Genomic DNA, 25,387 nt, shown 5'->3' with positions numbered 1-25,387 from the left:
TTATGTGCCGGTTTTTTTTATGTTTACTCACTGTGATTCGGCTAAATACCATTCAGCTAAACGTTAGCTTGTGAGTTCAGCCAGGCTATCTCTTCAGCCCAAATATCAGGATTGACCGTTTCTAAAATCAGCGGGATATTATCAAAACGGGGATCACGCATAATATAGCTGAACACGGTTTTACCAATATTGCCCTCACCGAGACTGTGGTGTCGATCGACCCGGCTGTTAAATTCACTTTTCGCATCATTAAGATGCATACCGCGCAGATACTGAAACCCGACGATATCGCTAAGTTGCTTGAAGGTATGTTCGCAATCTTCTTCCGTGCGCAGATCATAACCGGCAGCAAAAGCATGGCAAGTATCAATGCAGACACCGACGCGGCTCTTATCTTCCACCCCATCAATGATGGCGGCCAGGTGCTCAAACTTAAACCCCAGATTACTGCCCTGACCGGCGGTGTTTTCAATCACCGCTGTCACCCCTTCACTGACATCGAGCGCCATATTGATAGATTCGGCAATACGTGCCAGACACTTATCTTCATCAATTTGCAGTAAATGGCTGCCTGGGTGGAAATTCAGTAATGACAGCCCCAGTTGTTGACAGCGGGCTATCTCGTCGATAAAGGCTTCGCGGGATTTCTCTAGCGCTTCAGTGACGGGATGGCCCAGATTAATCAGATAGCTGTCATGTGGCAGAATTTGAGCGGAGCTATAACCGTATAGCTCACAAGCTTGCTTGAACTTCTCTATCACATCTTCTGCCAGCGGTGCGGCACGCCACTGACGTTGATTCTTGGTAAACAGGGCAAAGGCGGTGGCCTCAAGTTCGTGCGCCCGAATAACAGCCTGGTCTACACCACCTGCTGCGCTGACATGTGCACCGACAAATTTCATTCCATTCTCCTTTGATAACCGGGCCATTATGGCACTGATAACGCCATGATTGAATGGGCGAAGCTGCAAGGAAAAGAAAAGGGCCGCGAGCGGCCCTGAAGTGACATGTTTTATGCCGCGATATGTTGCACCAGCAAATTGATGCCGGTCCCACCGACTATCAGCCAGACAAACAGCAGCAGTGCCAATAATAACGGTTTTACCCCAGCCTGACGGATAGAGCCCACATGAGTGGTCAGTCCGAGTGCGGCCATCGCCATCGCCAGCAAAATGGTGTCCAGTGTAATCAGGTGATTCACCCATGCCGCAGGTAATAGATTCAGTGAGTTAAACCCGGCCATCAGAATAAATATCACTGCAAACCAAGGAATAGTGATGGCACTTTTTTCCCGTTTTTCACTGCCGGCTTTGATGTTGCAACGCGCCAAATAGGCTGAGAGTAACAACAGGAATGGAGCCAGCATCATTACCCGGATCATTTTAGTAATCACGGCGGCGTTTTCAGCTTGATCACCGATGGCATGCCCGGCGGCAACCACCTGTGCGACCTCATGAATCGTTGAACCGGCAAAAATACCAAAGGTTTCCTGACTAAACGGCAACCATTGGTAATGCAGGTTTAGCTGATACAGCCATGGGTAGACAAAAATGGCGAGCGTGCCGAAAATCACCACAGTGGCGACAGCAACCGCCACTTTGCTGGCATCAGCTTTTAGCACCGGCTCGGTGGCCATAATAGCTGCGGCGCCACAAATACTGCTACCGGCACCAATTAACATTACGGTTTGCTGGTCCAGAGCAAATACCCGTTTACCCAGCCAACATGCCAGCACAAAGGTTGAACTGAGGGTCAAAAGGTCAATAACCATACCGGTAGCCCCCACATCCGCCACTTGTTGAAAGGTCAGCCGGAAGCCGTATAAAATGATACCCAGACGCAATAAATGCTGTTTGGCGAAGACGACGCCATCAGAGCAGACGGGTTGTACCCACGGATACAAGGTATTGCCGACCACGATGCCAAACAAAATGGCCAGCGTCAGTGCCCCCAACCCCATATTGATAAACCACGGCATATCACCCACGTTGAGCGCCAACCCGGTAATCACGCCGGTTAACACCAAGCCCGCAATATAGCGGCTTAGGGGGAACTGATGTGTTCGAGGGAGTTCTTTAGTATGAGAAGTCGCCATGTTTGTGTCCTGTGTTCTGTAAAGATTGCACACAGTTTAACGACTTCAATCTTAATAGATAAATTCATTATATATTTATAATTAATCTATATAAGTGGTAAGGGCGGTGATGGCAGCGCCCAACACCTGATTTTGCCTATCTCTGTGAGGGAGCGTGAATGACCATGAAGTTTGGTATGATATACATAACGGAAATGTACACGGGCGGGGGTATCCCCATAACCGTCAAGGCAGCAGTTTTGATATGAAGAAAGCAAAACATGAAAAGTCGCTGTGGGTGATATTGGTGATTGCCTCACTTATTTATTTGTTGATCCCTCCTTATTTGATCGCTTATTTTTTCAAGTTATATAACTTGAATCCTTTTCATATTGTCCCGCTACCCCATTTTAATCCCTTCAAGAGTGAACGTGGGATTCCTTTATCTCAAACGTTTAGCTATTTATTATTTATCTGGTTGATTTTTAACGCGGTTATCAGCGCTATAGTGGCTATTATTTACCGCATATTCTTTTATTCAGATGATAATGAATAGTATTCTTACTGCTTAATTTCATCCGCCGATAACCTCCCGATTTTACTCAAAGGTGTTAGTCTTATACGGTAATAGAGGCTATATACCCGCCATCGTTCATGTTACAGGTGTGTTGGCTGTGCTCGCTCACTCGAATCACTTACTGGTGTAAGCTCATCGAGGGTTCTGTTGCTTGCCGTCGGCCTGTATTTTGAAATCTATTGGGTACACTTTTGTCCGTCAGTTATTGTATTAACAACTAATTAGGTAGCTCGTTTCATCCAGTCACTGACGAACAGAGTGATGATAGCGTCCTCCATTTTTTACTACAGAGACCGTTATGCACATAACCTTACGTCAACTTGAAGTCTTTACTGAGGTGCTAAAAAGCGGCTCTACGACCCAAGCCTCGGTTGTGCTCGCGCTTTCACAATCGGCAGTCAGCGCTGCGTTGGCGGATTTGGAAGGGCAATTGAGGGTGCAACTGTTTGATAGGGTCGGTAAGCGTTTAGTCACCAATGAGCATGGGCGGTTGCTTTATCCCAAAGCATTGGCATTGCTGGATCAGGCAATTGAAATAGAACAGCTTTTTTTGCAGGACTTAGGTGCGTTGCGGATTGCTGCCAGCAGCACTATTGGCAACTATATGTTACCGGGCATGATTGCCAAATACCGGCGTGACTTTCCCGACACACCGCTGGAATTGAATATCGGTAACAGTCAGGATGTGATTGAAGCAGTGGCAGATTTTCGCGGTGATCTGGGGCTGATTGAAGGGCCGTGCCATATGCCGGAACTGATGACTAAAGCCTGGCAACAGGATGAGTTGGTGGTGTTTGCGGCCCCAGATAATCCGTTATGCCATAAGATGCTGACACTGGAAGAACTGGCCGATGCAGCTTGGATCCTACGTGAGCGCGGTTCTGGCACTCGCGAAGTGCTCGATCACTTACTGTTGGCAAAATTACCGCATTTCAAGTTGGTTATGGAGCTTGGGAATTCAGAAGCGATTAAGCGGGCGGTGCGTTATGGCATGGGAATCAGTTGTTTGTCGCGCCGGGTGATTGCCGATCAACTGGCCAACGGCGAACTGATCGTACTCAACATCCCTTTGCCACCACTGATACGAACCTTATATCTGATTCATCATCGGCAAAAACATATCTCTAACGCCTTGCAGCGCTTTCTCAGCTACTGTCAGGAAGAGGTCTGAACCGCAGAATTAGCCGAGAGTGAGTTACTCCTGTAGGGATAAGGTTTTTAAGCGTTTTACACCAATGATATTGGCTATTGCGGCAAGAATACCCGATAGAGAGAGGCTTTTACTGGCAAATGAGCTTTTGCTAATAATTGCACCGGGATCATGAAGGTATCTTATATCAGCGCATTGTTACTATCCGAGTCGGTGAGATTTGTTACAATCCCGCCTTATTTTTTAAGGGTGGATTAGGGTAAGAATGACTCAGCAAAATACTAAAATCCCAGTGCAGCAGGGTGCGCAGCGTTTACGTCGGGAGCTTAAATCACGGCACTTAGCCATGATTGCTATCGGTGGTTCTATTGGTACCGGTTTGTTTGTTGCCTCAGGGGCAACGGTATCGCAAGCAGGCCCGGGTGGAGCATTGCTCTCCTATGCATTGATTGGCCTGATGGTTTATTTCCTGATGACCAGTCTCGGTGAGCTGGCGGCATTTATGCCGGTATCAGGCTCATTTTCAACTTATGGCTCCAAATACGTCGAGGAAGGCTTTGGTTTCGCCCTTGGCTGGAACTATTGGTACAACTGGGCCGTCACTATCGCTGTTGACTTGGTCGCGGCACAATTGGTGATGAATTACTGGTTCCCAGACGCACCAGGCTGGATTTGGAGTGCGCTGTTCCTCGCCCTGATGTTTTTACTGAACTACATCTCAGTAAAAGGCTTTGGTGAAGCGGAATACTGGTTCTCACTGATTAAAGTCACCACAGTCATTATCTTCATCATTATTGGTGTAATGATGATTAGCGGCATTATGAAAGGCGGTGAGAGCGCGGGTTGGCACAACTGGACCATTGGTGATGCACCCTTTGCAGGGGGCTTCTCGGCGATGATTGGTGTGGCAATGATTGTTGGTTTCTCTTTCCAAGGCACTGAACTGATTGGTATTGCGGCCGGTGAATCAAAAGATCCAGGTAAAAATATTCCACGCGCAGTGCGCAAGGTGTTCTGGCGTATTTTACTGTTCTATATCTTTGCTATTTTGATTATCAGCCTGATTATTCCGTATACCGATCCAAGTCTGTTACGTAATGATGTCAAAGATATCAGTGTTAGCCCATTCACGCTGGTATTCCAGAATGCAGGTTTGCTGTCAGCGGCCGCGGTGATGAATGCGGTTATCCTGACGGCAGTGTTGTCAGCGGGTAACTCGGGGATGTATGCCTCAACCCGTATGTTGTTTACCCTGGCCTCAGAAGGTAAAGCGCCACGTATCTTTGCCAAGCTGTCTGAGGGCGGGGTGCCACGTAATGCTCTGTATGCCACCACGGTAGTGGCCGGATTGTGCTTCCTAAGTTCAATGTTTGGCAACCAAACTGTGTATCTGTGGTTACTTAATACCTCAGGTATGACTGGCTTTATTGCTTGGTTGGGTATTGCTATCAGCCATTATCGTTTCCGCCGTGGCTATATGATGCAAGGCCGTGACTTGAACGACTTACCGTATCAGTCTGGTTTCTTCCCGATAGGGCCGATTTTCGCCTTCGTACTGTGTTTGGTTATTACTTTGGGGCAGAACTATCAGGCTTTCTTGCAAGACCGCATTGATTGGTATGGTGTGACTGCAACCTATATTGGTATTCCATTGTTCCTGGTGATTTGGTTTGGCTACAAATTGAGCCGTGGCACTAAGGTTATCAAATACCAAGAGATGGAATTCCCGAAATGGCGTGATGACAGTGAAGATAATCCTGAGCCGACAAAGCCGGTGATGACCGCTGACTAGTTTTTAGCGCTAATCAAAATTAAGCCATAGTGATGGCAGGGCGATAATCTTATCGCCCTTTTTTTGGGCTGTAAGCTGGTGATTATTTAAGCAAAGTTAAGCAAATAATTTCGCTAACTTCTCTTTATTGCCCTTTTGAATGCGGGGATAAATCAGGCTTATTGATTAAATAATATTATAAAATAAGGATTTACATCGTATTGTACCTAATTGTTTATCGCAATCTTATTGATAAGTATTATCGTTTGTTTTATTGTTAGCGCCATCTTATAAGGAACGATAAGGGGAAGCGGTGCAACAGTCGTCACGGAGCATGGCCAAAGGGGGGTTAGCGATGCTGGTTCACCCGATTCACTTACTCGTCTAAGCGCATCGGGACGCAGTTCACCCGTGACTCTAATTACTTTGGGTATATTTTGGCAGTAACAGATTTCATAAAATAATAATTAGGCAGAAAGGGCCGGAAGCGATATTTCTGCTGTGGTGAGCTATTGCCGACATTAATAAAAAATAAATTTTCACCTGTCCGCCAGGCGGCATTGCTGCAAGTAAAAAACGCCTGCTGAAAAGGTTGTTGATAAATTTACACCTCATGGAGATCGTGTAATGGTTAAGGTTAACAAGGGTTTTAGAAAATCTCACAGTGCGGCATTAGTGATAGCTGCAATTATCTCATCTCAGGCATCCGCCGCTGAAACAAAAAATACCACGGCAACTGACACCATGGTTGTCACGGCATCCGGTTTCCAACAACGCATTCAAGATTCTGCGGCATCTATTTCTGTGGTTACCCGCGAGCAGATTGAAAATAAAGCCTATCGTGATATTACCGATGCGCTGAAAGATGTTCCCGGCGTTGTTGTCACCGGTGGTGGTAGCCACAGTGATATCAGTATTCGTGGCATGTCCGCTAAATACACCCTGATTCTGGTGGATGGTAAACGTGTTGATACCCGTAGCACCCGCCCTAACAGCGACGGTTCAGGGATTGAGCAAGGCTGGCTGCCACCACTTGCCGCCATTGAGCGTATTGAAGTTGTACGTGGCCCGATGTCCTCTTTATATGGTTCGGATGCCATGGGAGGGGTAATCAACGTTATTACCCGGAAGGTGGGTAAAGAGTGGCAAGGCACGGTGCGCGCAGATGCCACCTTGCAGGAGGATTCAGACTCCGGCGATATATATCAGACCAATGCTTACGCTTCTGGTCCATTAATTGATGGCTTGCTGGGATTGAAAGTTAGCGGGCTTCTCTCGCATCGTAGCGAAGATAAGATAATCGATAGCTACAATGAACAGCGCATGAGAAACGGTGCGGCAACATTTACCCTGACTCCCGATGATAAAAACGAATTTGATTTTGATATCGGCCATTATGTGCAGGACCGAAACTCAACCGCCGGGCGTTCAGTGGCATTAACCGGTAAAAGCAGTGACGTGCAATATGACCGTAATAATTATGCGATTACCCACCACGGTTATTATGATTTCGGTAATTCAACCAGCTATGTTCAACGAGATGAAACCCGTAATCCATCACGTGACATGAAGAGTGTTGATAATATCTTTAATAGCCAAACCTCATTCCTGTTCGATAGCCATACTTTAATTCTTGGCGGTCAATATCGTTATGAAGAGCTGAATGACAAGGGTAATCAACTAGCCTCCGCCAAAGATTTGACTAAATTGACCCGTTGGAGTTGGGCGTTATTTGCAGAAGATGAATGGCAGATGACCAATGATTTCGCGCTGACCGGCGGTGTCCGTATGGATCAGGACGAAAACTATGGTACTCACTGGACACCACGTCTGTACGGTGTCTGGCATCTGGCTGAACAATGGACATTAAAGGGCGGGGTATCTGGTGGCTATCGTTCACCTGATTTACGTCAGGCCACGGAAAACTGGGGACAAATCACCGGCGGTGGTCGGGGTGATCCTGCGATCATTGTCGGTAATGCCAACCTGAAACCAGAAAGAAGCCTCAGCCAGGAAATTGGTGTGCTGTGGGATGATCAGGAAGGTATGAATGCCGGTGTGACACTGTTTAACACTGATTTTAAAGATAAAATCACCGAGGTACGCCGTTGTACTGATACCACGGGCAATGCGTCCGGCCAATGTATGATCAATGGTACCAGCTATAAATTTATTAGTGATCGCACCAACGTGGATAAAGCCATGACCCGTGGTGTGGAAGCGACTTTCGGTTGGGAAATCAATAAAGCCTGGTCACTGACATCGAACTACACCTTTACTCAATCTGAGCAGAAAAGTGGGCAATTCTCGGGTCAACCGTTGAACCAGATGCCTAAGCACATGTTGAACGGTACGCTGAACTGGCAGGCAAATGAAGAATTAGCCACCTGGGTTCGGGCTAACTACCGGGGTAGAACATCAGAGTATCTTGATCGTACCAGTATGGGCAATAAAACGCCGTCTTACACTTTTGTCGATTTAGGGGCTAACTATCAACTGACCAAAGAGTTCCGTTTGATGGGAGGCGTGTATAACGTACTGGATAAACGTGTAGATATCGAAGTTAACGATAAAGTGCTGGATGGGCGCCGTTATATGGTTGGTGCCAGCTACGATTTCTAATCTCCCTTTGTCCTTGAAGCCACAGGGGTGTTAGCGGCGTTAGCTCACCCCTGTTTAATCAACTCAGGCCAATATCAATCACTTTTTTGAATGCAGCACGTTGTGACACGCTGTGATACCACCGCTGTAAACTTGGCAGTGATGGACGTTCGATCGACAGGTTAAACCAGGCATAGGCCAGGCACCCTAACGGGATATCCCCAATACCGAATTTATCGCCAGACAGATACGCTTGTTTCTCAAGTGCGTGATCGGCAATTGCCATCAGGGTATTGAGTTGTGTCATACCCTGAGCAATTTTCACTTTATCCTGCTGTTCTGGTGGGGTGCGTACCAACCCGATAAACACCGCTTTAAAGGGTTCCACCATGCTGGAAGTGGCCCAATCCATCCACTTTTCTGCCCCTGCGCGTAACTGTGCATCAGGTAAATAAAGTGCACTATCGCCGTATTGTGCGGCCAGATAGCGGACAATCGTATTGGACTCCCACAGGATGAAGTCTCCATCTTGCAGGCAAGGGATCAGGCCATTTGGATTCATTGAGCGATACAGGGGATCATTGAGCTTGCCATATTGGCCACCGACATCAATGCGCTGATAGCTGATACCCAGTTCTTCTAAACACCAAAGTACTTTTTTGACATTGGTCGAGTTATTCCGACCCCAAACAGTCAGCATATAATTCTCTCTATTTATTTGATTTTTATCTACCAACGCCCCTGAAACAGCGTTATTTAACGCCGTTGCCAATGGTGGATATCCCAGTCATGCAGTATTGCCAAATCCACTAATTCATTACCGGGATTAATCACTGCCGCATGATCAACATATTCCAGTAGCGGCTTGTCATTAATCGAGTCGCTGTAACCGTAGGTATGCTGAAAATCTAACTGAGGCGACGCCATGAGCCACTGTTTTAACCGTTCGACTTTGCCTTCACGGTAAGTCAGGGTGCCATAGGTCTTGCCGGTGTAGCGGTTATCCTCCACCGCAACACCGATAGATAATGCTGCATTGGCAGAGAAATGCTGCGCAATAGGGGTAACCAAATGTTCGCCGGTAGCTGAAATAATCACGATGTAATCACCGCGATTACGGTGCCAGGCCAGTAGCTTCCTGGCTTGCGGATAAATCCGAGGCAGAATATCTCGCTCGATAAAACGCTCAACCCAGCCAGCAACTTCAGCCGTATGTTTGCCGATTAAGGGCGACAATGTTGATTCCATATAACAGGACATCGACATCTGCCCTTGATAGTACTGTTTCATCAAATACTGTTCTTGTTCTGCCAGCTCACTAGGAGCCAGCCCTTTATCAACCAGCCAGCGTAACCAAAGGCCGGAGCTATCATCACTGATCAGCGTTTCATCGAGATCAAACAGGGCCAAATCCATTAAGTCACCTCCCGGCTGACAGAAAGATTGAAGTGAAACTTAACAGTGCATGTGCTGGGCATCTGAAATTCCCCGATGGAAAAAAGGGTATCAACCGTTAAGCTAATACTTTCTAGCAAAACATGGAAGCTTACTTAGCACGGCAGGGTTGCTAGCTCACCCCGATACAGTTATGGATGGCAGATTATCTGAATATTAAGACAACGTTATGACTCTGGTTTTCGATGTTGCCGGGCAGGCGATACGGCATTGTTATCAGTAATGAAAGAAATAACATAGAACGGATTGATATTGGTGAGTTACTCAGTTTCGGTGTTAATTGTTTATATCGTTTAGATATAGATTGTTAAGTATCTAGTCGAGAACGCTCTTAAAACTGCTTTTTATCCTTAAATGACAGGTTATTAACGCGGTTTGTCACTAAACGCCCGATGGCTAAAGAAAGAGTGTTGTCGTCTGTCTGCTTTCACCCCACAGCCCAGGAGCTGATTATGCTGATTATTCGTTTATATGGTTGTCCAGTTTTCATTGGTTCTGAGCAAAAAAAGCAACCGACTGAAAATCCTGGAGTGAAACATGAGTCATCAAACACTAAGCAACCCATTATTTGTTAACCCAACCGCGGTTAACCCATTATCTGCCAACACATTACCACTATTGGATCTTTCTCTGCTTAATGGCAGTGAAACTGAACGTCAGGCATTCTTAGTCGATTTACGCCATGCCGCACGAGATATCGGATTCTTTTATCTCACCGGACATGGCATTGACCCCGCGTTATTACAACAAATCCAAACCTTATCCCGTGAATTTTTTGCCTTGCCTGATGAGGACAAACTGGCGGTGGCCATGGTGCGCTCGCCACATTTTCGTGGCTATAACCGTGCGGCCTCTGAGTTAACACGAGGCCAGCCGGACTGGCGTGAACAGTTCGATATTGGTGCTGAAAGAGCCCCATTACCGCAAACGCCGGGCACGCCAAGTTGGGCACGGCTGCAAGGGCCAAACCAGTGGCCCGAGGCTCTGCCGGAATTAAAACCAACAATACTGCAATGGCAGCGGGAAATGACCGGAATGGCACTGCGCTTGCTGCGGGCTTTCGCTCTGGCATTGGAACTGGATGAACATGCATTTGATGAGTTGTATGGCGATAAACCCAATGAACATATCAAGCTGATTCGCTATCCGGGGCGTGAAACCACGCAAAGCGGTCAGGGGGTCGGTGCGCATAAAGACTCCGGTTTCCTCAGTTTCTTATTGCAAGACCAGCAACGCGGCTTGCAGGTGGAGGTGGAGGAAGGGCGCTGGATTGATGCCGCACCACGACCCGGCACCTTCGTGGTCAATATTGGAGAGCTGCTGGAGCTGGCCAGTAATGGTTATCTGCGCGCCACGGTGCACCGGGTGGAAACACCTCCTGCCGGTACAGACCGGTTATCTATCGCCTTCTTCCTGGGGGCGCGTCTGGATGCGGTGGTTCCGCTGTATCAACTGCCAGCGCCGCTGGTGGCGCAAGCGCGTGGGCCAGCCAGTGATCCTCATAACCCGCTGTTTCGTGATGTTGGGCTTAATTATCTCAAGGGCCGTTTGCGCTCTCACCCCGATGTTGCCGAGCGTTACTACCCTGCGCAATTGAAGCTGTAGGGGTTGGATAAGTTCATCGCGGATCGTCTGCTGGCAATCTACCTGGCGCACTGATTTTTGGGTCGCTTGAATTAAAAACTTTATTTTTGGGGTGATGATAATGACTAAAACACGTATTTCCGGCCTGATTAGTGCCACCTTACTAACTGCATGGGTGTCTTCTTTTAGTTTGTCAGCACAGGCAGCCGAAGCGCTGCGGGTAGCCGCCGATCCGGTTCCTCATGCAGAAATTCTGCAATTTGTGCAAAAACTCGATCCCTCTCTGAACCTGAAGGTCATCGAGATCCCCAATGGTGTGAACTCGAATGAGTTGCTGGCACACGGTGATGTCGATGCCAACTACTTCCAGCATGTGCCTTATCTGCACTCCCAGGAGCAGGCGCTGGGGCAAAAATTTGCCGTGGCCGCAACGGTGCATATTGAGCCACTTGGCGTCTATTCCCACAAACATAAAACCTTTGCTGATGTCCCGCAAAATGGCACGGTAGCGGTGCCGAATAACGTGACTAATCTCAGCCGTGCGCTCTATTTACTGAAAGATCAGGGACTGATTACCTTGAAGCCGGGCTTTACCGATCCGGCTAAAAATCAGGCGACGCCGAAGGATATCGCGGACAATCCAAAACACCTGAAAATTTTAGAGATTGAATCACCGCAAATCCCTCGTTCATTGGATGATGTTGATTTAGCAGTGATTAATGGAAATTATGCGTTGGAGGCAGGGCTTAATCCGGCGAAAGATGCATTAGGACTGGAGAAAGCTGCCGGTAACCCTTATGCCAATATTCTGGTCACCACCCCCGCGCTGGCCAGTGATCCACGAATCAAACAATTGGCGAAAGATTTACAGTCACCCGAAGTGGCGAAGTTTATCACTGAGAAATACGCCGGTTCAGTTATCCCTGTGGCAGGCCTTAAATCATGATTAGCATCGAACGCCTGAGTAAAACCTATCCACAAGGAGGGCTGCCAATGGTGGCCCTGGAGGAGGTCTCGCTTGAGATCCCGACAGGCTCGGTGTTCGGTATTATTGGCCGTAGCGGGGCAGGTAAAAGTACCTTAATCCGTTGTCTAAACCTATTGGAACGGCCCACTTCGGGCCGTATTCAAGTGGATGGCCGGGAATTAACCACACTTTCTGACCGTGAATTGCGGCTGCAACGGCAAAATATCGGCATGATTTTTCAGAATTTCCATTTACTTCATTCACGTAATGTATGGGACAACATTGCTGTTGGTCTGGAAATTATTGGGATGCCCAAAGCGCAACGCCAGCAGCGCGTTGCGGAGTTATTGGATTTGGTTGGCTTGAGTGACAAGGCTTATGCTTTCCCCTCGCAGTTATCGGGCGGACAAAAACAGCGCGTGGGAATTGCCCGAGCGCTGGCCGCCAAACCGTCATATTTGTTATCTGATGAAGCGACTAGCGCGCTGGACCCTGAAACCACCGCATCGATCCTGGCATTGCTCAGTGATATCAATCGCCAACTTGGATTGACCATCGTGTTGATCACTCACGAATTGGAGGTGGTGAAATCCATCTGTGATAGCGCAGCACTGTTGGAGCGGGGGCGGGTGGTGGAAACCGGCGCTATTGCTGACTTATTGGCATCAACACATTCCCGTTTAGGGCGTTCATTGCTTCCCGCTCGGGGGCCGGCGTCGTTGTCTGGTGCGCCAGTGGCGGAGCTAACCTTTTTCGATACCTTATCGGCTTCCCCCGTGCTCAGTGAGTTGGCGCAGCAACATGCCGTGGGGGTAACCCTACTTGGCGGTGGGGTGGAATCGATAGGTGGCCAGCGGGTTGGGCGTTTGCAGGTTGATTTCAGCCACCCAGACGGCGGGTTGAGTTTAGCTGAGGTCTTACAATTTCTTAATGAGCGTGGCGTGAGGGCAGAACTGATATGAACAGCGGCATGAGTTGGCAAGATCTGCTGGCACTGGTCACCAATGCCACCGGCGAAACCATCTATATGGTGGTAATTGCCACCTTTTTCACTGTATTGATTGGCTTACCACTGGGGGTGTTGTTATTTATTTCGCGCCCCAATGGGGTTTTGCCTGCGCCGCGCTTGAATACATTGGTCGGTGCCATTGTTAATCTGGGGCGCTCAATGCCCTTTGTGGTGTTACTGATTGCGTTGATTCCGATTACCCGTTGGATTATCGGCACCACGTTAGGCAGTACCGCGGCCATCGTGCCAATTACTCTGGGGGCCATCCCATTTTTTGCCCGAGTGGTCGAAGCGGCCTTGGATGAAGTGGATAAAGGGCGGATTGAGGCAATTTTATCGATGGGCGGCTCGGCACGCCATGTGATTCAAAAAGTTCTGTTGCCAGAGGCACTTCCCGCTTTATTGGCCGGTATTACCTTAACTGTCGTGATGCTGGTGGGATTCTCATCAATGGCGGGGGTTATTGGTGGCGGTGGATTAGGTGATTTGGCTATTCGTTATGGTTATCAACGTTTTAATAATGAAGTGATGGTAGCGACATTAATCATATTGGTCATTTTGGTTCAGGGCGTACAAAGCCTGGGCGATAGATGGGTCAGGTCGTTGGCTCACCGGCGCTAAAATTTATCACCACCTATATTTGATATAACAGCCGCGGTATTGATTGCTGTGGTTTCACTGCGTAATAATGGACGTTGCCGCTATCAACGCGGCAACGTCCTGTCAGCAGGAGATTAACCGTTTAGTGCTTGTGCCAAGTCCGCAATCAGATCCTCGGTATCCTCAATACCCACCGACAAACGTAGCAATTGTGGCGTAATACCGTGTTTCAGCCGGGTTTCTAAGGGGATGGAGGCATGAGTCATGCTATATGGCTGGCTGATTAAACTTTCCACCCCGCCCAAACTTTCGGCCAGGGTAAACAGATGTGAGCGTTTGATTACCGCGCGAGCGTATTCATCATCCCCTTTCAATCGCACAGAAATCATACCGCCGAAACCCGCCATTTGCCGTGATGCCAGCTCATGTTGTGGGTGGCTTTTCAGCCCTGGGTAATAGACATTTTCAACTTGTGGTTGCCCTTCGAGCCACTCGGCTATCTGCTGAGCGCTGTGATTATGTCGCGCCATGCGCAAAGCCAAGGTGCGCAGTCCGCGTAACGTCAGAAAGCTGCTGAAAGGATCTAAAATTCCGCCCACCGCATTGTGCAGAAAGCCTAACTGTTCTGCCAGTTCAGGGTTATTGCCCACCGCCGCGACGCCAGCGACCACATCAGAATGGCCATTAAGGTATTTGGTGGCGGAATGCACCACAATATCAAAGCCCAGTTCCAGCGGGCGCTGGATGTAAGGGGAGGCGAAGGTATTATCGGCCACACTGATAAGTTGATGCTTTTTGGCAATCGCCGCAATGGCCGCCAGGTCAGCCAGTTTCAGCAATGGATTGGTCGGTGTCTCCACCCAGATCATTTTGGTTTCTGGCAATATTGCTTGTTCTAATGCCTCGGTATCCGCAGGGGAGACATAGGTCACTCGCAAACCGGCCGTTCGGCTGCGAACTTTTTCCAGCAGGCGATAGGTTCCACCATATAAATCATCCACGGCAATGATATGGCTACCCTGATCCAGCAGTTCAAGCACAGTTGAACAGGCTGCCAGACCAGAGGCGAAGGCGTAACCTCGAGTGCCCCCTTCCAGTTCCGCAATCGCCTTTTCCAGCGCGGCACGCGTTGGGTTGCCGCTGCGCGAATATTCATAACCAGTATGCTCACCGGGAGCGGGTTGTGCGAAGGTGGATGTCGCGTAAATTGCGGGCATCACCGCACCGGTGCTATCGGGGGTATAACCGGCATGAACGGTTAAGGTATCGAACTTTGCCATAATAAAAATCCTTAATATGAGAAGATTAAGCCAGCTTTTGACGCCAGGTATTCAAAACATCAGTGCGGGTAATCAAGCCAAGGAAACGCTCTCCATCCAACACTACTGCTACATGGCCATCATTGAATGTTGCCAGTAGAGAGCGGTAATCGGCCTCTTTTTGTAATGTGTTCACTTGATGGGTCATAGCGGCACTGGCCGGTAATTTGAAATGGCTGGCATCTGCTTGTACGGTGTTCAGCAAGTCCCATTCGTCGATTAACCCGACCACTTTTTCGCCGTCTAATACGGGTAGTTGGGAGATGTCATATAGGCGCATTCGGGCGTGAGCCACGGCCAGCGTGTCCTGCGGTGAAACAGAAATTGTTGCGCCGTCCTCATGACGATAAGTGATGAAATCACGCAAATCGCCATACTGGGGCTTGCTCAGCAAACCTTGTTCCATGAGCCAGTAATCGTTGAACATTTTGGACAGGTACTTGTTGCCGCTGTCGCAAACGAAGGTGACCACTCGCTTTGGTGTGGTTTGCTCGCGGCAATAGCGTAATGCTGCGGCCAGTAGGGTGCCGGTAGATGAGCCTGCCAGTACCCCTTCTTCCCGCAATAGCGCGCGTGCGGTGCTGAAGGCTTCAGCATCATCGATGCGATAAGATTTTTTTACCTGAGAAAAGTTGCTCAGTGGCGGGATAAAATCCTCACCAATTCCTTCGACCAGCCAGCTACCCGCATCGCCAATCTGCGAGCTGTCGACGTAATCTGCCAAAATAGATCCCGCAGGATCGGCCAGTACGAACTCGGTGGCGGGTGAAACCTCGGCAAAGTATTGGCTCAGGCCGCTCAGGGTGCCGCTGGAGCCAACACCCACCACGATGGCATCGACCTGCCCATCCATCTGTTGCCACAGCTCAGGGCCGGTCGATGTCCGGTGCGCCGCGGGGTTTGCCGGGTTATTGAATTGATCGATATAGAAAGCCCCCGGTGTTTCCTGCGCCAGACGCAGAGCATAGTCCTGATAATAAGCCGGATGCCCTTTGCCCACATCCGAGCGGGTCAATAGCACTTGTGCGCCCAATGCTCGCAGGTGGAAAATTTTCTCCTGGCTCATTTTATCCGGTACCACTAATAGCAGTTTGTAACCTTTTAGCGCCGCCACCAATGCCAACCCAAGGCCGGTATTGCCAGCGGTGGCTTCAATGATGGTTCCGCCGGGTTGCAGCAACCCTTCTTTTTCAGCTTGCTCAATCATCGAGAGCGCGACACGGTCTTTAATCGACCCACCGGGATTTTGATTTTCCAGCTTGACGAACAGTTGGCATGGGCCGGTATCAAAGTGGGTCAGTTCCAGTAGCGGGGTGTGGCCGATAAGATCAAGTACCGAGCGTGGGATAGCCATTGCATACTCCAGCATTATTTGTTTAACAGCATAAATTGTTTAACAGCATGAATTTGGATAACAACTGATGGGCTGGATAATAGCGCTAGCGGCTTAAGCATTAAAAAGAACAAATAACCTGTCTATATTACCTTTTGTTATATATTTATGTTTTTTTAGACGTTTAGGTGCTTAGGTGTAAGGATGTTCAGACAGGAAGATGGTTAGCCGTATAGCCATCGATATTCACAAAAAACAGTCTCTTTACAAAACAAAACGTAAAACTACGCCCAATTGAGCCAGCAATGGGATAAATTTAGAAAAGGGACTGAAATATGACTAAGCTAATATTTCAGTCTAAGTGAAAAGACGTTATTTTTTCGCTAATTGGACAGTGGTTGGTTCTGGGAATACCACTTATTTCCAATTATTAGCAAGGATACTCTGGCGACCTCATGATGAAATTTATCCTCCCCTTTAAGATAAAGAAATTAACCTTCAGTGCTGGCTTATTGCTTTTGGTGCTGCCCGCCGCGCATGCGGCTGGAGACCCGGCTGCTCCGCCGGTAGATGCCAAAGCCTATGTGCTGATGGATTACAACAGTGGAAAGGTGTTGGTGGAAGGGAACAGTGACCAGCGCCTCGATCCGGCCAGTTTGACTAAGATTATGTCCAGTTATGTGATTGGACAGGCCATTAAAGCGGGGAAAGTGCACCCTGATGATTTAGTGACCGTGGGGAAAGATGCCTGGGCTACGGGTAATCCGGCATTACGTGGTTCCTCACTGATGTTTTTGAAACCGGGCGATCAGGTAAAATTGTCCGATTTGAATAAAGGTATTGTGATTCAGTCAGGCAATGATGCCAGTATTGCGTTGGCCGATTATGTGGCTGGTAGCCAAGACAGTTTTGTTGGCCTGATGAACAATTACGCCAAAGCCTTGGGCCTGGCGAATACTCACTTTATGACCGTCCATGGTCTTGATGCGCCAGGGCAGTACAGCACTGCGCGGGATATGGCGGTATTAGGTCAGGCACTGATCCGCGACGTGCCGGAAGAGTATGCGCTGCACAAAGAGAAAGAATTCACTTTTAATAAGATTCGTCAGATTAACCGTAATCGTCTGCTATGGAGCACTAATCTCAATGTGGATGGCATGAAAACCGGTTTTACCTCCGGTGCGGGGCATAATCTGGTCGCATCTGCAACCGAAGGGCCAATGCGTTTAATCTCTGTGGTGTTAGGTGCACCCAGTGATCGGGTTCGCTTTAGTGAAAGTGAAAAACTGTTGACCTGGGGCTTCCGTTTCTATGAAACCGTGGTGCCGATTAAAGCCACCAAACCTTTTGTGACGCAGAAAGTGTGGTTTGGTGATACCGGCGAGGCCGAGCTTGGGGTGGCAGAGGATGCCGCTATCACTATCCCGAAAGGGCAGATGAAGGATCTTAAAGCCAGTTATAAGTTGGATCAAACGGAGCTGCGTGCGCCGCTGGCCAAAAATCAAGTGGTCGGAACCATCGATTTTCAGCTTAATGGCAAGACGATTGACCAACGCCCGCTGGTGGTATTAAACGAAGTAAAAGAGGGCGGTTTCTTTAGTCGCATCTGGGACTTCGTGATGATGAAACTCAGTCAATGGTTTGGTAGCGTATTTGGCTAGTTTAAAGAAGATGATTGATTAATAAGAAAAAGGGCTACTGAAAAGTAGCCCTTTTAGCATATTAGGTGACCTATCACTGATATAAATCAGTTACAGGCAACGATCTTGATTGCTAACCCCCCTCGGGAGGTTTCGCGGTATTTAGAATTCATATCTTTGCCGGTTTCATACATCGTTTCGATGACTTTATCCAGACAAACACTGGGTTCGCTAGTACGACGTAGCGCCATGCGCGCAGAGTTAACGGCTTGCACCGCAGAAATTGCATTACGCTCAATACACGGCACTTGAACTTGCCCTGCCACTGGGTCACAGGTCAGCCCTAGGTTATGCTCCATCGCGATTTCTGCTGCAATGCACACCTGAGCAGGGCTACCGCCCATCAACTCAGCCAAGCCTGCTGCGGCCATGGAACAGGCCACACCCACTTCGCCCTGACAACCCACTTCAGCGCCGGAAATAGACGCATTCATTTTATACAGCGCCCCAATCACACCAGAGACCAGGAAGTAGCGACTGTATGAGTTCTCATTTACCTGACGAATGAATTTGTCGTAGTAAGATAAAACTGCCGGAATAATGCCACACGCGCCGTTAGTCGGGGCAGTCACGACCCGCCCGCCCGCAGCGTTCTCTTCATTGACGGCTAATGCATACATATTAATCCAATCGACAACCATCATCGGATCCGAGTTATTTTTATCGGTACTAACCAGCATTCGGCGCAAAGCTGCGGCGCGACGTGGTACTTTCATTGGACCAGGCAATAACCCTTCAGTATTGATGCCGCGCTCAATACCGGCACGCATCACTGCCCAGATTGCGGCAAAGTGAGCACTTATTTCGGCTTTGCTGTGCAATGCCAGTTCATTTTGCATCACTAAACCGGACAGTGATAAACCGGTATCTTTACAGTGCTTTTGCAAGTCACGGGCAGACTTGAACGGATAAGGCACAGTAATCGCTTGGCTATCTTCCTGACCAAAGTGTGCTTCATCGACAATAAAACCACCGCCGATGGAGTAATACGTTTTACTGAAAATACAGTCATCACCCGCATGAGCGCTGATGGTCATACCATTTTCGTGCAATGGCAGGTTAGTGCTGTGGAAGTTCATCCCGCCATTGGCCGGGAAATCAACTTCGTGGCTGCCGTTTGCCAACAGCAGACGTTCCCGCAACTCTACATCGCGGATAAAACCAGAGATTGCATCAATATCAACGGTATCAGGCAGATTCCCCGCCAAACCCATAATAATCGCAATATCGGTATGATGGCCTTTACCGGTAAGAGACAAAGAGCCGTAAACATCAACAGTGATTCGGGTGACGGCAGAAAGATGCCCCAGTTCGATTAGGTCATCGGTAAACAGCTTGCCAGCCTTCATTGGGCCGACGGTATGAGAGCTGGATGGACCAATACCAATCTTGAAAATGTCAAAAACGCTGACCATATATCGCCCCTTAAAGGTTCTAATTATTAAAGTGATGACATTGCCGTGGTAGGAAGCCGGAGCGGACGCTCCGGTTTTTGAAACAATTTACAACATCAGACCATGATAACTGGCTGGCCGTGGACGTTGGCCAGCCTCAGAATCATTTACCGAACAGGCTGAACAAGATTGCAGAGATAGCAATCAGGCCCATGATAACCACGAATACGTTGCTGATATGGCCGCTGTACTTACGCATCGCTGGAACTTTATGGATTGCGTACATTGGCATCAGGAACAACAGCATCGCGATGATTGGGCCACCCAAGGTTTCAATCATACCCAAAATGCTTGGGTTCATGGTTGCGACGATCCAGGTTGTTACCAGCATGAACAGGGCAGTAATACGGTTCAGTTTGTCATGATTGATGGTTTTGCCTTTGCTACGCAGAGACTTAATCATCATGCCATTAAAGCCTTCACGTGCGCCCAGATAGTGACCCAGGAAAGACTTGGTGATAGCGATAAAGGCAATAACCGGCGCCATGTAGGCAATTATTGGAGTATTAAAGTGGTTAGCCAGGTAAGACAGAATAGAAATGTTCTGGCTTTTCGCATCCGCCAGATCCGCAGGAGACAGGCTCAGTACGCAACTGAAGACGAAGAACATAACGGTGACAACCATCATGATGTGAGCAAAAGCCAAAATGCGTGAACATTTTTTCTCTGCATCTACGCCGTACTCTTCACGTTTTGATACTGCAAACGCCGAGATGATAGGGGAGTGGTTGAATGAGAACACCATGACCGGAATAACCAGCCACATGGTCATCCACAGACCGCTACCAGTACCGTTGCCGTCCATTGATACATGTTCAAATATTGCACCGGTCCAGTTAGGGATCAGGTACACAGCCAACAACATCAATGCTGCAACAAACGGGAATACCAGAATACTCATTGCTTTTACAATGGCATGCTCACCAAAACGCACGATAGTCATCAGGCCCACGATCAGAATCAGGGACAAAATAGCACGCGGTGGTGATGGCAGATGCATCTGGTGGGTAATGAAGCTATCAACGGTGTTGGTGATTGCCACACTGTATACCAATAAAATCGGGTAGATAGCGAAGAAGTAAAGCAGGGTAATCAACTTACCTGCGCCGATACCAAAGTGCTCTTCAACCACTTCAGTAATGTCTTCACCTGGGTTTTTGCCTGACAGCACAAACCGGCAGAGACCACGGTGAGCAAAGAAGGTCATCGGGAAAGCAATGATGGCCATTACAATCAGCGGCAGAAGGCCGCCGATACCGGCATTGATAGGCAGGAACAATACGCCTGCACCGATTGCAGTACCGTACAGGCCCAACATCCACATGGTGTCACTTTTACGCCATGTGCTTGATGAAACTTTTCCCGGGGAGGCAATAGTGCCTGCTTGAGTAGTGTCCATAAAGATCTCCACTGTGAACACGTTAATTTAAAATTAAGAGCCGAAAGTTAGATACCCGCTATGCATTATCGAGTTGCATAATCAGGCGAAAAATTCAGTCAAAACGATTCGTTTAAAATTGGTGCCCTGGTTATTACTTTGGTGCCGTAATCGTGCTTTATACCTAAATTGTCAAGTGCAAAATTTAACCGATATTAAGAAGATGAATTCGCGGTATCGGATATTTTTGGTGTTCTTGGAAGAACAATAGTTTTTGCTGGCGGCAAGATAGCGATTTGCAGTGAAAACTACCGTGATCATGCTCCCAAATGCTTAATAAACTCGCCGCCGATCATTTGTTACGAATTTAAAACTGATTGTTATGTAAATGTTTATGATTTATCACTAGAAATAATGAAAAGTATACTTTCCCTTCTGGCCGATAAATAAACAGACTATTCTTTATTCCTTGCTTCTTGGCGTGCAATATATTTTAACCACGCTTATGGATCTAGCGGAAATCGATTTTTTCACTGATTTATTGATGAATATCATTAGTTTAAAACAACAAAAATAATTTAACTTGTTGATTTTTAATGTTATTAAATCAATTATCATGTGATGGTGGTTTATGGATTTGATGATAAATTCAACAGGAAAATAAGAGGAAAAAAGACAATAGGCATAGTGAGGGGGAATAAGTCAGCGCATGATTATTAGTATCGAGCCCTATATTTGTCATATAAATTTTTTCTGTCACTAATTTGTCTGACAATAAACTAACGTTATTCTTTTATTTAAATGCGTTAAATGAACACTAAATGTTAAATTAATTTACCTTAAATCTTTATACTGTTGCATGTTCATTTAATAATGGAATTGTGTTTTAGAAATTTGATAGGCAAAGAGTGATTTAACCACAAATATAATATGGTTATTTAATGTTGTGCTATTCTGCTTAAATATAATCCAATTTTTACTTGATATATGCGGATAGGTTTATCGACCCGGTATTTACCGGGTTAAGATTTTTGCTATGTAATCAAGTCTAACAGTCGATTTTGATGCCATGTTGTAAAAAGAACTGGCTGAACTCGGCATCAGGCTGGCGGTCGGTGACTAACGCATCAAACAGGGTCAATGCTCCAATGCTGGCAGGTTTTATTTTACCGAACTTACTGTGGTCGGCCACCAGGATTTTCTGTTGTGATTTGGCCATAGCTCGGTGCTTTAACAGAATTTCATCGAAGTTGAAACAGGTGGCGCCATACTCAATTGAAACGCCGGCTGCGGAGATAAAAGCTTTGTTTGGGCAGGCATTGTCCAGCTCATTGTGCTGACTGATCGGTGTGAAAATATAGTTATTGGGTTTGAATTCACCACCGCACAGAATCACTTTACAGTTGGGTTTGTCTTGTAAGGAAAGAAAGGTGTTAAGGGAGTAACAAATGGCAGTAAATACCAGTTCTTCGTCTATCTCGTCGATAATAGAGGGAATTGTAGTGCCGCAGTCAAAAAAAACCGTATCATTTTCGGCGATCAACCTTGCTGCCAACTGACCAATACGGCGTTTTTCTTCCACCTGTTTGGCTTGCTGGTCAGAAACAAAATAGTTATTGGCGTTATTGCTTTTAGGGTCCATCACCACATAACCACCCAACAAAATCACGGCGGTCGGCTCGGCGCTAAGATCACGGCGAATAGTCATTTCAGAGACTCGCAGCAAATTGGCCGCGTCTTTGAGGTGGATTTTGTCGGAACGCTTTAGGGCCTGAGTAAGTTTATTGATTCGTTCTGCACGGCGGGTTTCCATAAGCTATTCCTGACAAACAATTATTAATACCATACGTTGCACTATAGTTTCTTATAATACAACGTATTGCAATAAATAAGCCCGGCAGTAGCCGGGCTGACAATCGATTCGAATCTAAACAATCGATTAATAGACTTACAATGAGTTAGTAGCTTGATGCCACGGCCTGTTGGCCCGAAACAATGGTTACACCAGAGCTGGTACCAATGCGTGTCGCCCCTGCGTTGATCATGATTTCTGCTGTCTTTTGATCACGAACTGCACCAGAGGCTTTAACGCCTATTACCGGACCAACCGTAGCACGCATCAATTTAACATGTTCTTCTTTGGCACCACCGGTGCTGAAGCCTGTTGAGGTTTTCACAAAAGCTACGTCAAGCTCACGACACATTTCACAAACTTGTACGATTTGAGCATCACTTAGCAGGCAGGTTTCTAATATTACCTTCAACGGTGTAGTGGCGCAAATATCACGTACAGCCTTAATATCGGCTTTAACTTCGGCAATTTTGCCACTTTTTAGCCAGCCAACATTGATAACCATATCAATCTCTTGCGCCCCAGCGTTGATTGCTGTCTGAGCTTCAAAGGCTTTTGCTTCAGTCAGACCCGCACCCAGTGGAAAACCAATGACTGAGCACACCTTAACCGTACTACCGGCTAACTGTTGAGCGGCGACTGGCACGTATCCAGAATTAACACATACGGCATAGAAATGATGCTGTTTAGCTTCTTCACACAGCTTGATAATTTGGGCTTCCGTGGCATCCATTGCCAATAGAGTATGGTCAATGTAATTAGCATAATTGATCGTCATGATTTTTATCCTTTTGTTCATCTGTAAGTTATCACTACTGTTATAATAGTAACATTATCAGAGGAAAACAAAGGTAATTCTCACATATTTAACTGTTTTACATTTTATTTTGTTATTTTAATTACATTTTAGCGGCTTAAATGCACCGGTAATCAATAGGTGACTTTCTTTTGTAAATTGATTTTAAAGGATTATTTTATAATGTGACTGGCGGCGGTGGATATTGCCGATCTTTTAGAGCCATCGGCAATGTGAGATTTATAACCTAGCGTGACTAGCTTCTGACCCATCCTCTACTGATAGGCAGAGCAAAACTAATACGATAAAGGCGAGTCATACCACTTGCGATAGCGTCACCGAATAAATTCCATACTAACTGTGCGAATAGGCAACCAATAATCCCTAATAAGAAGGCACCCACCATATCTAGTGGCCAATGAACACCCAGGTAAATACGTGACCATGCAATGGCGGCCGCGACGACCATCATGCTGACTGCGGACCAGAGTTTGTGCCAAAAAACAAAGGCTAAGGCAAAGGTGAAAATAGCGGTGCCGTGATCACTTGGGAAAGAGCTGTCGGGTGCATGGCTCATAAAGTTATAGCCAAAACCGACAACAAAAGGGCGATCGTGTGGGATAAGCATCCCGATGCAAGCCGCTGAAAGCATAGAGAAAACAAGAGCGATTGCTGCCTTGGTTACCACTGCTCGCTGCAAGTTAATGCTATCTTTTGGCCCCCATAGCCACAGTGCCACCAGTAACATGGGGATAATCATGATCAGGTCACGTGCGATGAAGGTCGCAAAAGAAATCATCCATGGCGGTGATGCCGGGGTCGCATTTATCATGGAAAAGAAAAAATAGTTCATTTGTTCCATTATTCAGTACCTTTATCGCGGCGGTAAAAACCGCTAATCATCCAAAACAGAGCCAACTGGCTCAGCCATACCCACCAACCCGCCCACAGGTTATGAGTAAGAAAATGTGCCCCGCGCATAATTTGACCAAACCCCATCAACATGCCAAGACCAATACCGAGCAACCAACACAGCGAAGCCAACCGAGGCCGCTCGGGGTAGAACAGGAAGAACAGTGCCATCACGGCAAAACCGCTGGATGCATGGCCACCGGGAAAACAGTGGCCGGGACCTGCACCTACAGGAGCGGTACCCATCAGCGCATAACTGATAGCTTTGCCACCGTACTCCACCAGATCCCAAGGGCAGGAGTGGGCGCTGACGGCCTTTAGCACCCCAACTACCAATGGACCGATGCCAAACAACAACATGGTCGTCACCAAGCGACCATTACGGCGATAAATCCCCCATAACAATGCCACCACGGCAGTACTGATAATGGTTATTTTCAATAATCGGTGGTTGAGTAAATCCAGCCAGTAATTGTTTTCCCATGGAAAATTTTGCCCGACGGGATCAAACCAGTAATTACTGATAAACCAATCTAGTTGCTCGTTGTTCGACAGCCACAGAAAGAGCAATCCACAGATCACTAACCCAAAAACCTGCCAAAAATAGAAGGATAACGGCAACGAGTAAAGGGAGTTTGTCTTAATTATCTGTGCTGTTGAGGCATTATTTAATGTCACTGGAGTGACATCGGCTTGAGAGGTGGGTTTACTGGTCTTCACGAAGTAACCTGAAGCGGAAATAGGGAATACTAATACTGTAATAATATTGTCTTAAGAAAGCCTTAAGGGGCAGATGGCGCGATATGAACGAGAGTAGAAATAGGCAGAACTCAAATTTCAGGCAAGAAAAAACCC

21 protein-coding genes are annotated in these 25,387 nt (G+C 47.4%); 9 read left to right on the top strand and 12 right to left on the bottom strand.

Annotated elements, in window-relative coordinates:
• Positions 1-56: 56 nt before the first annotated feature.
• Positions 57-902 carry a deoxyribonuclease IV gene (nfo, locus tag ACWJJO_RS14415; RefSeq protein WP_481091169.1) on the bottom strand — a complete coding sequence of 282 codons (846 nt, stop codon included), beginning with the start codon at positions 900-902 and terminating at the stop codon, positions 57-59.
• 110 nt (positions 903-1,012) lie between these two features.
• Positions 1,013-2,095 carry a YeiH family protein gene (locus tag ACWJJO_RS14410; RefSeq protein ID WP_102970388.1) on the bottom strand — a complete coding sequence of 361 codons (1,083 nt, stop codon included), beginning with the start codon at positions 2,093-2,095 and terminating at the stop codon, positions 1,013-1,015.
• A gap of 154 nt (positions 2,096-2,249) precedes the next feature.
• Between ACWJJO_RS14410 and ACWJJO_RS14405 the strand changes: the two genes are divergently transcribed.
• The 4 genes from ACWJJO_RS14405 (at position 2,250) to ACWJJO_RS14390 (ending at position 8,194) form a co-directional block, all read left to right on the top strand.
• Entirely contained in the window at positions 2,250-2,630 is a 381-nt protein-coding gene (locus ACWJJO_RS14405) for a hypothetical protein (protein WP_227746528.1), read from the top strand.
• A 319-nt stretch (positions 2,631-2,949) separates the two neighbouring features.
• Positions 2,950-3,822 carry a DNA-binding transcriptional regulator YeiE gene (gene yieE, locus ACWJJO_RS14400; RefSeq protein ID WP_372559375.1) on the top strand — a complete coding sequence of 291 codons (873 nt, stop codon included), beginning with the start codon at positions 2,950-2,952 and terminating at the stop codon, positions 3,820-3,822.
• Positions 3,823-4,066: 244 nt separating this feature from the next.
• On the top strand, positions 4,067-5,593 hold the full coding sequence (locus ACWJJO_RS14395; RefSeq protein ID WP_083158382.1) for an amino acid permease: 1,527 nt from the start codon (positions 4,067-4,069) through the stop codon (positions 5,591-5,593).
• Positions 5,594-6,199: 606 nt separating this feature from the next.
• Positions 6,200-8,194, top strand: coding sequence for a ligand-gated channel protein (locus ACWJJO_RS14390; protein ID WP_481091168.1), 1,995 nt, complete (start codon positions 6,200-6,202; stop codon positions 8,192-8,194).
• A gap of 58 nt (positions 8,195-8,252) precedes the next feature.
• Here the strand turns inward: ACWJJO_RS14390 and ACWJJO_RS14385 are convergent, their stop codons facing one another.
• Positions 8,253-8,873, bottom strand: a complete 621-nt coding sequence (locus ACWJJO_RS14385; protein ID WP_083158384.1) for a glutathione S-transferase — start codon at positions 8,871-8,873, stop codon at positions 8,253-8,255.
• A 56-nt stretch (positions 8,874-8,929) separates the two neighbouring features.
• Positions 8,930-9,589, bottom strand: coding sequence for an HAD family hydrolase (locus tag ACWJJO_RS14380; protein WP_083158385.1), 660 nt, complete (start codon positions 9,587-9,589; stop codon positions 8,930-8,932).
• A 576-nt stretch (positions 9,590-10,165) separates the two neighbouring features.
• Between ACWJJO_RS14380 and ACWJJO_RS14375 the strand changes: the two genes are divergently transcribed.
• The 4 genes from ACWJJO_RS14375 (at position 10,166) to ACWJJO_RS14360 (ending at position 13,809) form a co-directional block, all read left to right on the top strand.
• Positions 10,166-11,233 carry an isopenicillin N synthase family dioxygenase gene (locus tag ACWJJO_RS14375; protein WP_420073685.1) on the top strand — a complete coding sequence of 356 codons (1,068 nt, stop codon included), beginning with the start codon at positions 10,166-10,168 and terminating at the stop codon, positions 11,231-11,233.
• A 100-nt stretch (positions 11,234-11,333) separates the two neighbouring features.
• Positions 11,334-12,158 carry a MetQ/NlpA family ABC transporter substrate-binding protein gene (locus ACWJJO_RS14370; protein ID WP_083158386.1) on the top strand — a complete coding sequence of 275 codons (825 nt, stop codon included), beginning with the start codon at positions 11,334-11,336 and terminating at the stop codon, positions 12,156-12,158.
• The gene (locus tag ACWJJO_RS14365) at positions 12,155-13,141 is read left to right on the top strand and encodes a methionine ABC transporter ATP-binding protein (RefSeq protein ID WP_372569337.1); all 987 of its coding nucleotides are present in this window, start codon (positions 12,155-12,157) and stop codon (positions 13,139-13,141) included. The genes ACWJJO_RS14370 and ACWJJO_RS14365 overlap by 4 nt, the downstream gene beginning before the upstream one ends.
• Positions 13,138-13,809, top strand: coding sequence for a methionine ABC transporter permease (locus tag ACWJJO_RS14360; protein ID WP_083158388.1), 672 nt, complete (start codon positions 13,138-13,140; stop codon positions 13,807-13,809). The genes ACWJJO_RS14365 and ACWJJO_RS14360 overlap by 4 nt, the downstream gene beginning before the upstream one ends.
• Positions 13,810-13,922: 113 nt before the next feature.
• Here the strand turns inward: ACWJJO_RS14360 and ACWJJO_RS14355 are convergent, their stop codons facing one another.
• Together ACWJJO_RS14355 and ACWJJO_RS14350 are read right to left on the bottom strand one after the other, a co-directional pair.
• A complete protein-coding gene (locus ACWJJO_RS14355; RefSeq protein ID WP_083158389.1) occupies positions 13,923-15,068 on the bottom strand; it encodes a trans-sulfuration enzyme family protein in 1,146 nt (381 codons plus the stop codon).
• 25 nt (positions 15,069-15,093) lie between these two features.
• Positions 15,094-16,461: a pyridoxal-phosphate dependent enzyme gene (locus ACWJJO_RS14350; protein WP_083158390.1), complete on the bottom strand. Its 1,368-nt coding sequence runs from the start codon at positions 16,459-16,461 to the stop codon at positions 15,094-15,096.
• A 434-nt stretch (positions 16,462-16,895) separates the two neighbouring features.
• Between ACWJJO_RS14350 and ACWJJO_RS14345 the strand changes: the two genes are divergently transcribed.
• Entirely contained in the window at positions 16,896-18,101 is a 1,206-nt protein-coding gene (locus tag ACWJJO_RS14345; protein ID WP_083158391.1) for a serine hydrolase, read from the top strand.
• An 86-nt stretch (positions 18,102-18,187) separates the two neighbouring features.
• Here ACWJJO_RS14345 and ACWJJO_RS14340 read toward each other — a convergent pair whose 3' ends face one another.
• From ACWJJO_RS14340 to ACWJJO_RS14315, 6 genes are all read right to left on the bottom strand, one after another.
• Entirely contained in the window at positions 18,188-19,555 is a 1,368-nt protein-coding gene (locus ACWJJO_RS14340; protein ID WP_083158392.1) for an L-serine ammonia-lyase, read from the bottom strand.
• Between the two features lie 142 nt (positions 19,556-19,697).
• Positions 19,698-20,993, bottom strand: a complete 1,296-nt coding sequence (locus ACWJJO_RS14335; protein WP_083158393.1) for an HAAAP family serine/threonine permease — start codon at positions 20,991-20,993, stop codon at positions 19,698-19,700.
• Between the two features lie 1,027 nt (positions 20,994-22,020).
• Entirely contained in the window at positions 22,021-22,785 is a 765-nt protein-coding gene (gene deoR / locus ACWJJO_RS14330) for a DNA-binding transcriptional repressor DeoR (RefSeq protein WP_083158394.1), read from the bottom strand.
• Between the two features lie 145 nt (positions 22,786-22,930).
• The gene (deoC, locus tag ACWJJO_RS14325; RefSeq protein WP_442847712.1) at positions 22,931-23,602 is read right to left on the bottom strand and encodes a deoxyribose-phosphate aldolase; all 672 of its coding nucleotides are present in this window, start codon (positions 23,600-23,602) and stop codon (positions 22,931-22,933) included.
• Between the two features lie 274 nt (positions 23,603-23,876).
• Complete coding sequence (ybjG, locus tag ACWJJO_RS14320) at positions 23,877-24,482, bottom strand: undecaprenyl-diphosphate phosphatase (RefSeq protein ID WP_193784632.1); 606 nt, start codon at positions 24,480-24,482, stop codon at positions 23,877-23,879.
• The gene (locus ACWJJO_RS14315; RefSeq protein WP_193784807.1) at positions 24,482-25,153 is read right to left on the bottom strand and encodes a phosphatase PAP2 family protein; all 672 of its coding nucleotides are present in this window, start codon (positions 25,151-25,153) and stop codon (positions 24,482-24,484) included. Before ACWJJO_RS14315 ends, ybjG begins: the two co-directional genes overlap by 1 nt.
• Positions 25,154-25,387: the final 234 nt, after the last annotated feature.

Source organism: Yersinia antarctica, from assembly GCF_056636475.1.
This window is presented reverse-complemented; position numbering and strand designations above follow the sequence as displayed.

Bases quoted from the DNA above. Each gene is read 5' to 3' on its own strand.
- nfo (WP_481091169.1), bottom strand. From the start codon at position 902: ATGAAATTTGTCGGTGCACATGTCAGCGCAGCAGGTGGTGTAGACCAG.
- ACWJJO_RS14410 (WP_102970388.1), bottom strand. From the start codon at position 2,095: ATGGCGACTTCTCATACTAAAGAACTCCCTCGAACACATCAGTTCCCC.
- yieE (WP_372559375.1), top strand. From the start codon at position 2,950: ATGCACATAACCTTACGTCAACTTGAAGTCTTTACTGAGGTGCTAAAA.
- ACWJJO_RS14395 (WP_083158382.1), top strand. From the start codon at position 4,067: ATGACTCAGCAAAATACTAAAATCCCAGTGCAGCAGGGTGCGCAGCGT.
- ACWJJO_RS14390 (WP_481091168.1), top strand. From the start codon at position 6,200: ATGGTTAAGGTTAACAAGGGTTTTAGAAAATCTCACAGTGCGGCATTA.
- ACWJJO_RS14385 (WP_083158384.1), bottom strand. From the start codon at position 8,873: ATGCTGACTGTTTGGGGTCGGAATAACTCGACCAATGTCAAAAAAGTA.
- ACWJJO_RS14380 (WP_083158385.1), bottom strand. From the start codon at position 9,589: ATGGATTTGGCCCTGTTTGATCTCGATGAAACGCTGATCAGTGATGAT.
- ACWJJO_RS14375 (WP_420073685.1), top strand. From the start codon at position 10,166: ATGAGTCATCAAACACTAAGCAACCCATTATTTGTTAACCCAACCGCG.
- ACWJJO_RS14370 (WP_083158386.1), top strand. From the start codon at position 11,334: ATGACTAAAACACGTATTTCCGGCCTGATTAGTGCCACCTTACTAACT.
- ACWJJO_RS14365 (WP_372569337.1), top strand. From the start codon at position 12,155: ATGATTAGCATCGAACGCCTGAGTAAAACCTATCCACAAGGAGGGCTG.
- ACWJJO_RS14360 (WP_083158388.1), top strand. From the start codon at position 13,138: ATGAACAGCGGCATGAGTTGGCAAGATCTGCTGGCACTGGTCACCAAT.
- ACWJJO_RS14355 (WP_083158389.1), bottom strand. From the start codon at position 15,068: ATGGCAAAGTTCGATACCTTAACCGTTCATGCCGGTTATACCCCCGAT.
- ACWJJO_RS14350 (WP_083158390.1), bottom strand. From the start codon at position 16,461: ATGGCTATCCCACGCTCGGTACTTGATCTTATCGGCCACACCCCGCTA.
- ACWJJO_RS14345 (WP_083158391.1), top strand. From the start codon at position 16,896: ATGATGAAATTTATCCTCCCCTTTAAGATAAAGAAATTAACCTTCAGT.
- ACWJJO_RS14340 (WP_083158392.1), bottom strand. From the start codon at position 19,555: ATGGTCAGCGTTTTTGACATTTTCAAGATTGGTATTGGTCCATCCAGC.
- ACWJJO_RS14335 (WP_083158393.1), bottom strand. From the start codon at position 20,993: ATGGACACTACTCAAGCAGGCACTATTGCCTCCCCGGGAAAAGTTTCA.
- deoR (WP_083158394.1), bottom strand. From the start codon at position 22,785: ATGGAAACCCGCCGTGCAGAACGAATCAATAAACTTACTCAGGCCCTA.
- deoC (WP_442847712.1), bottom strand. From the start codon at position 23,602: ATGACGATCAATTATGCTAATTACATTGACCATACTCTATTGGCAATG.
- ybjG (WP_193784632.1), bottom strand. From the start codon at position 24,482: ATGGAACAAATGAACTATTTTTTCTTTTCCATGATAAATGCGACCCCG.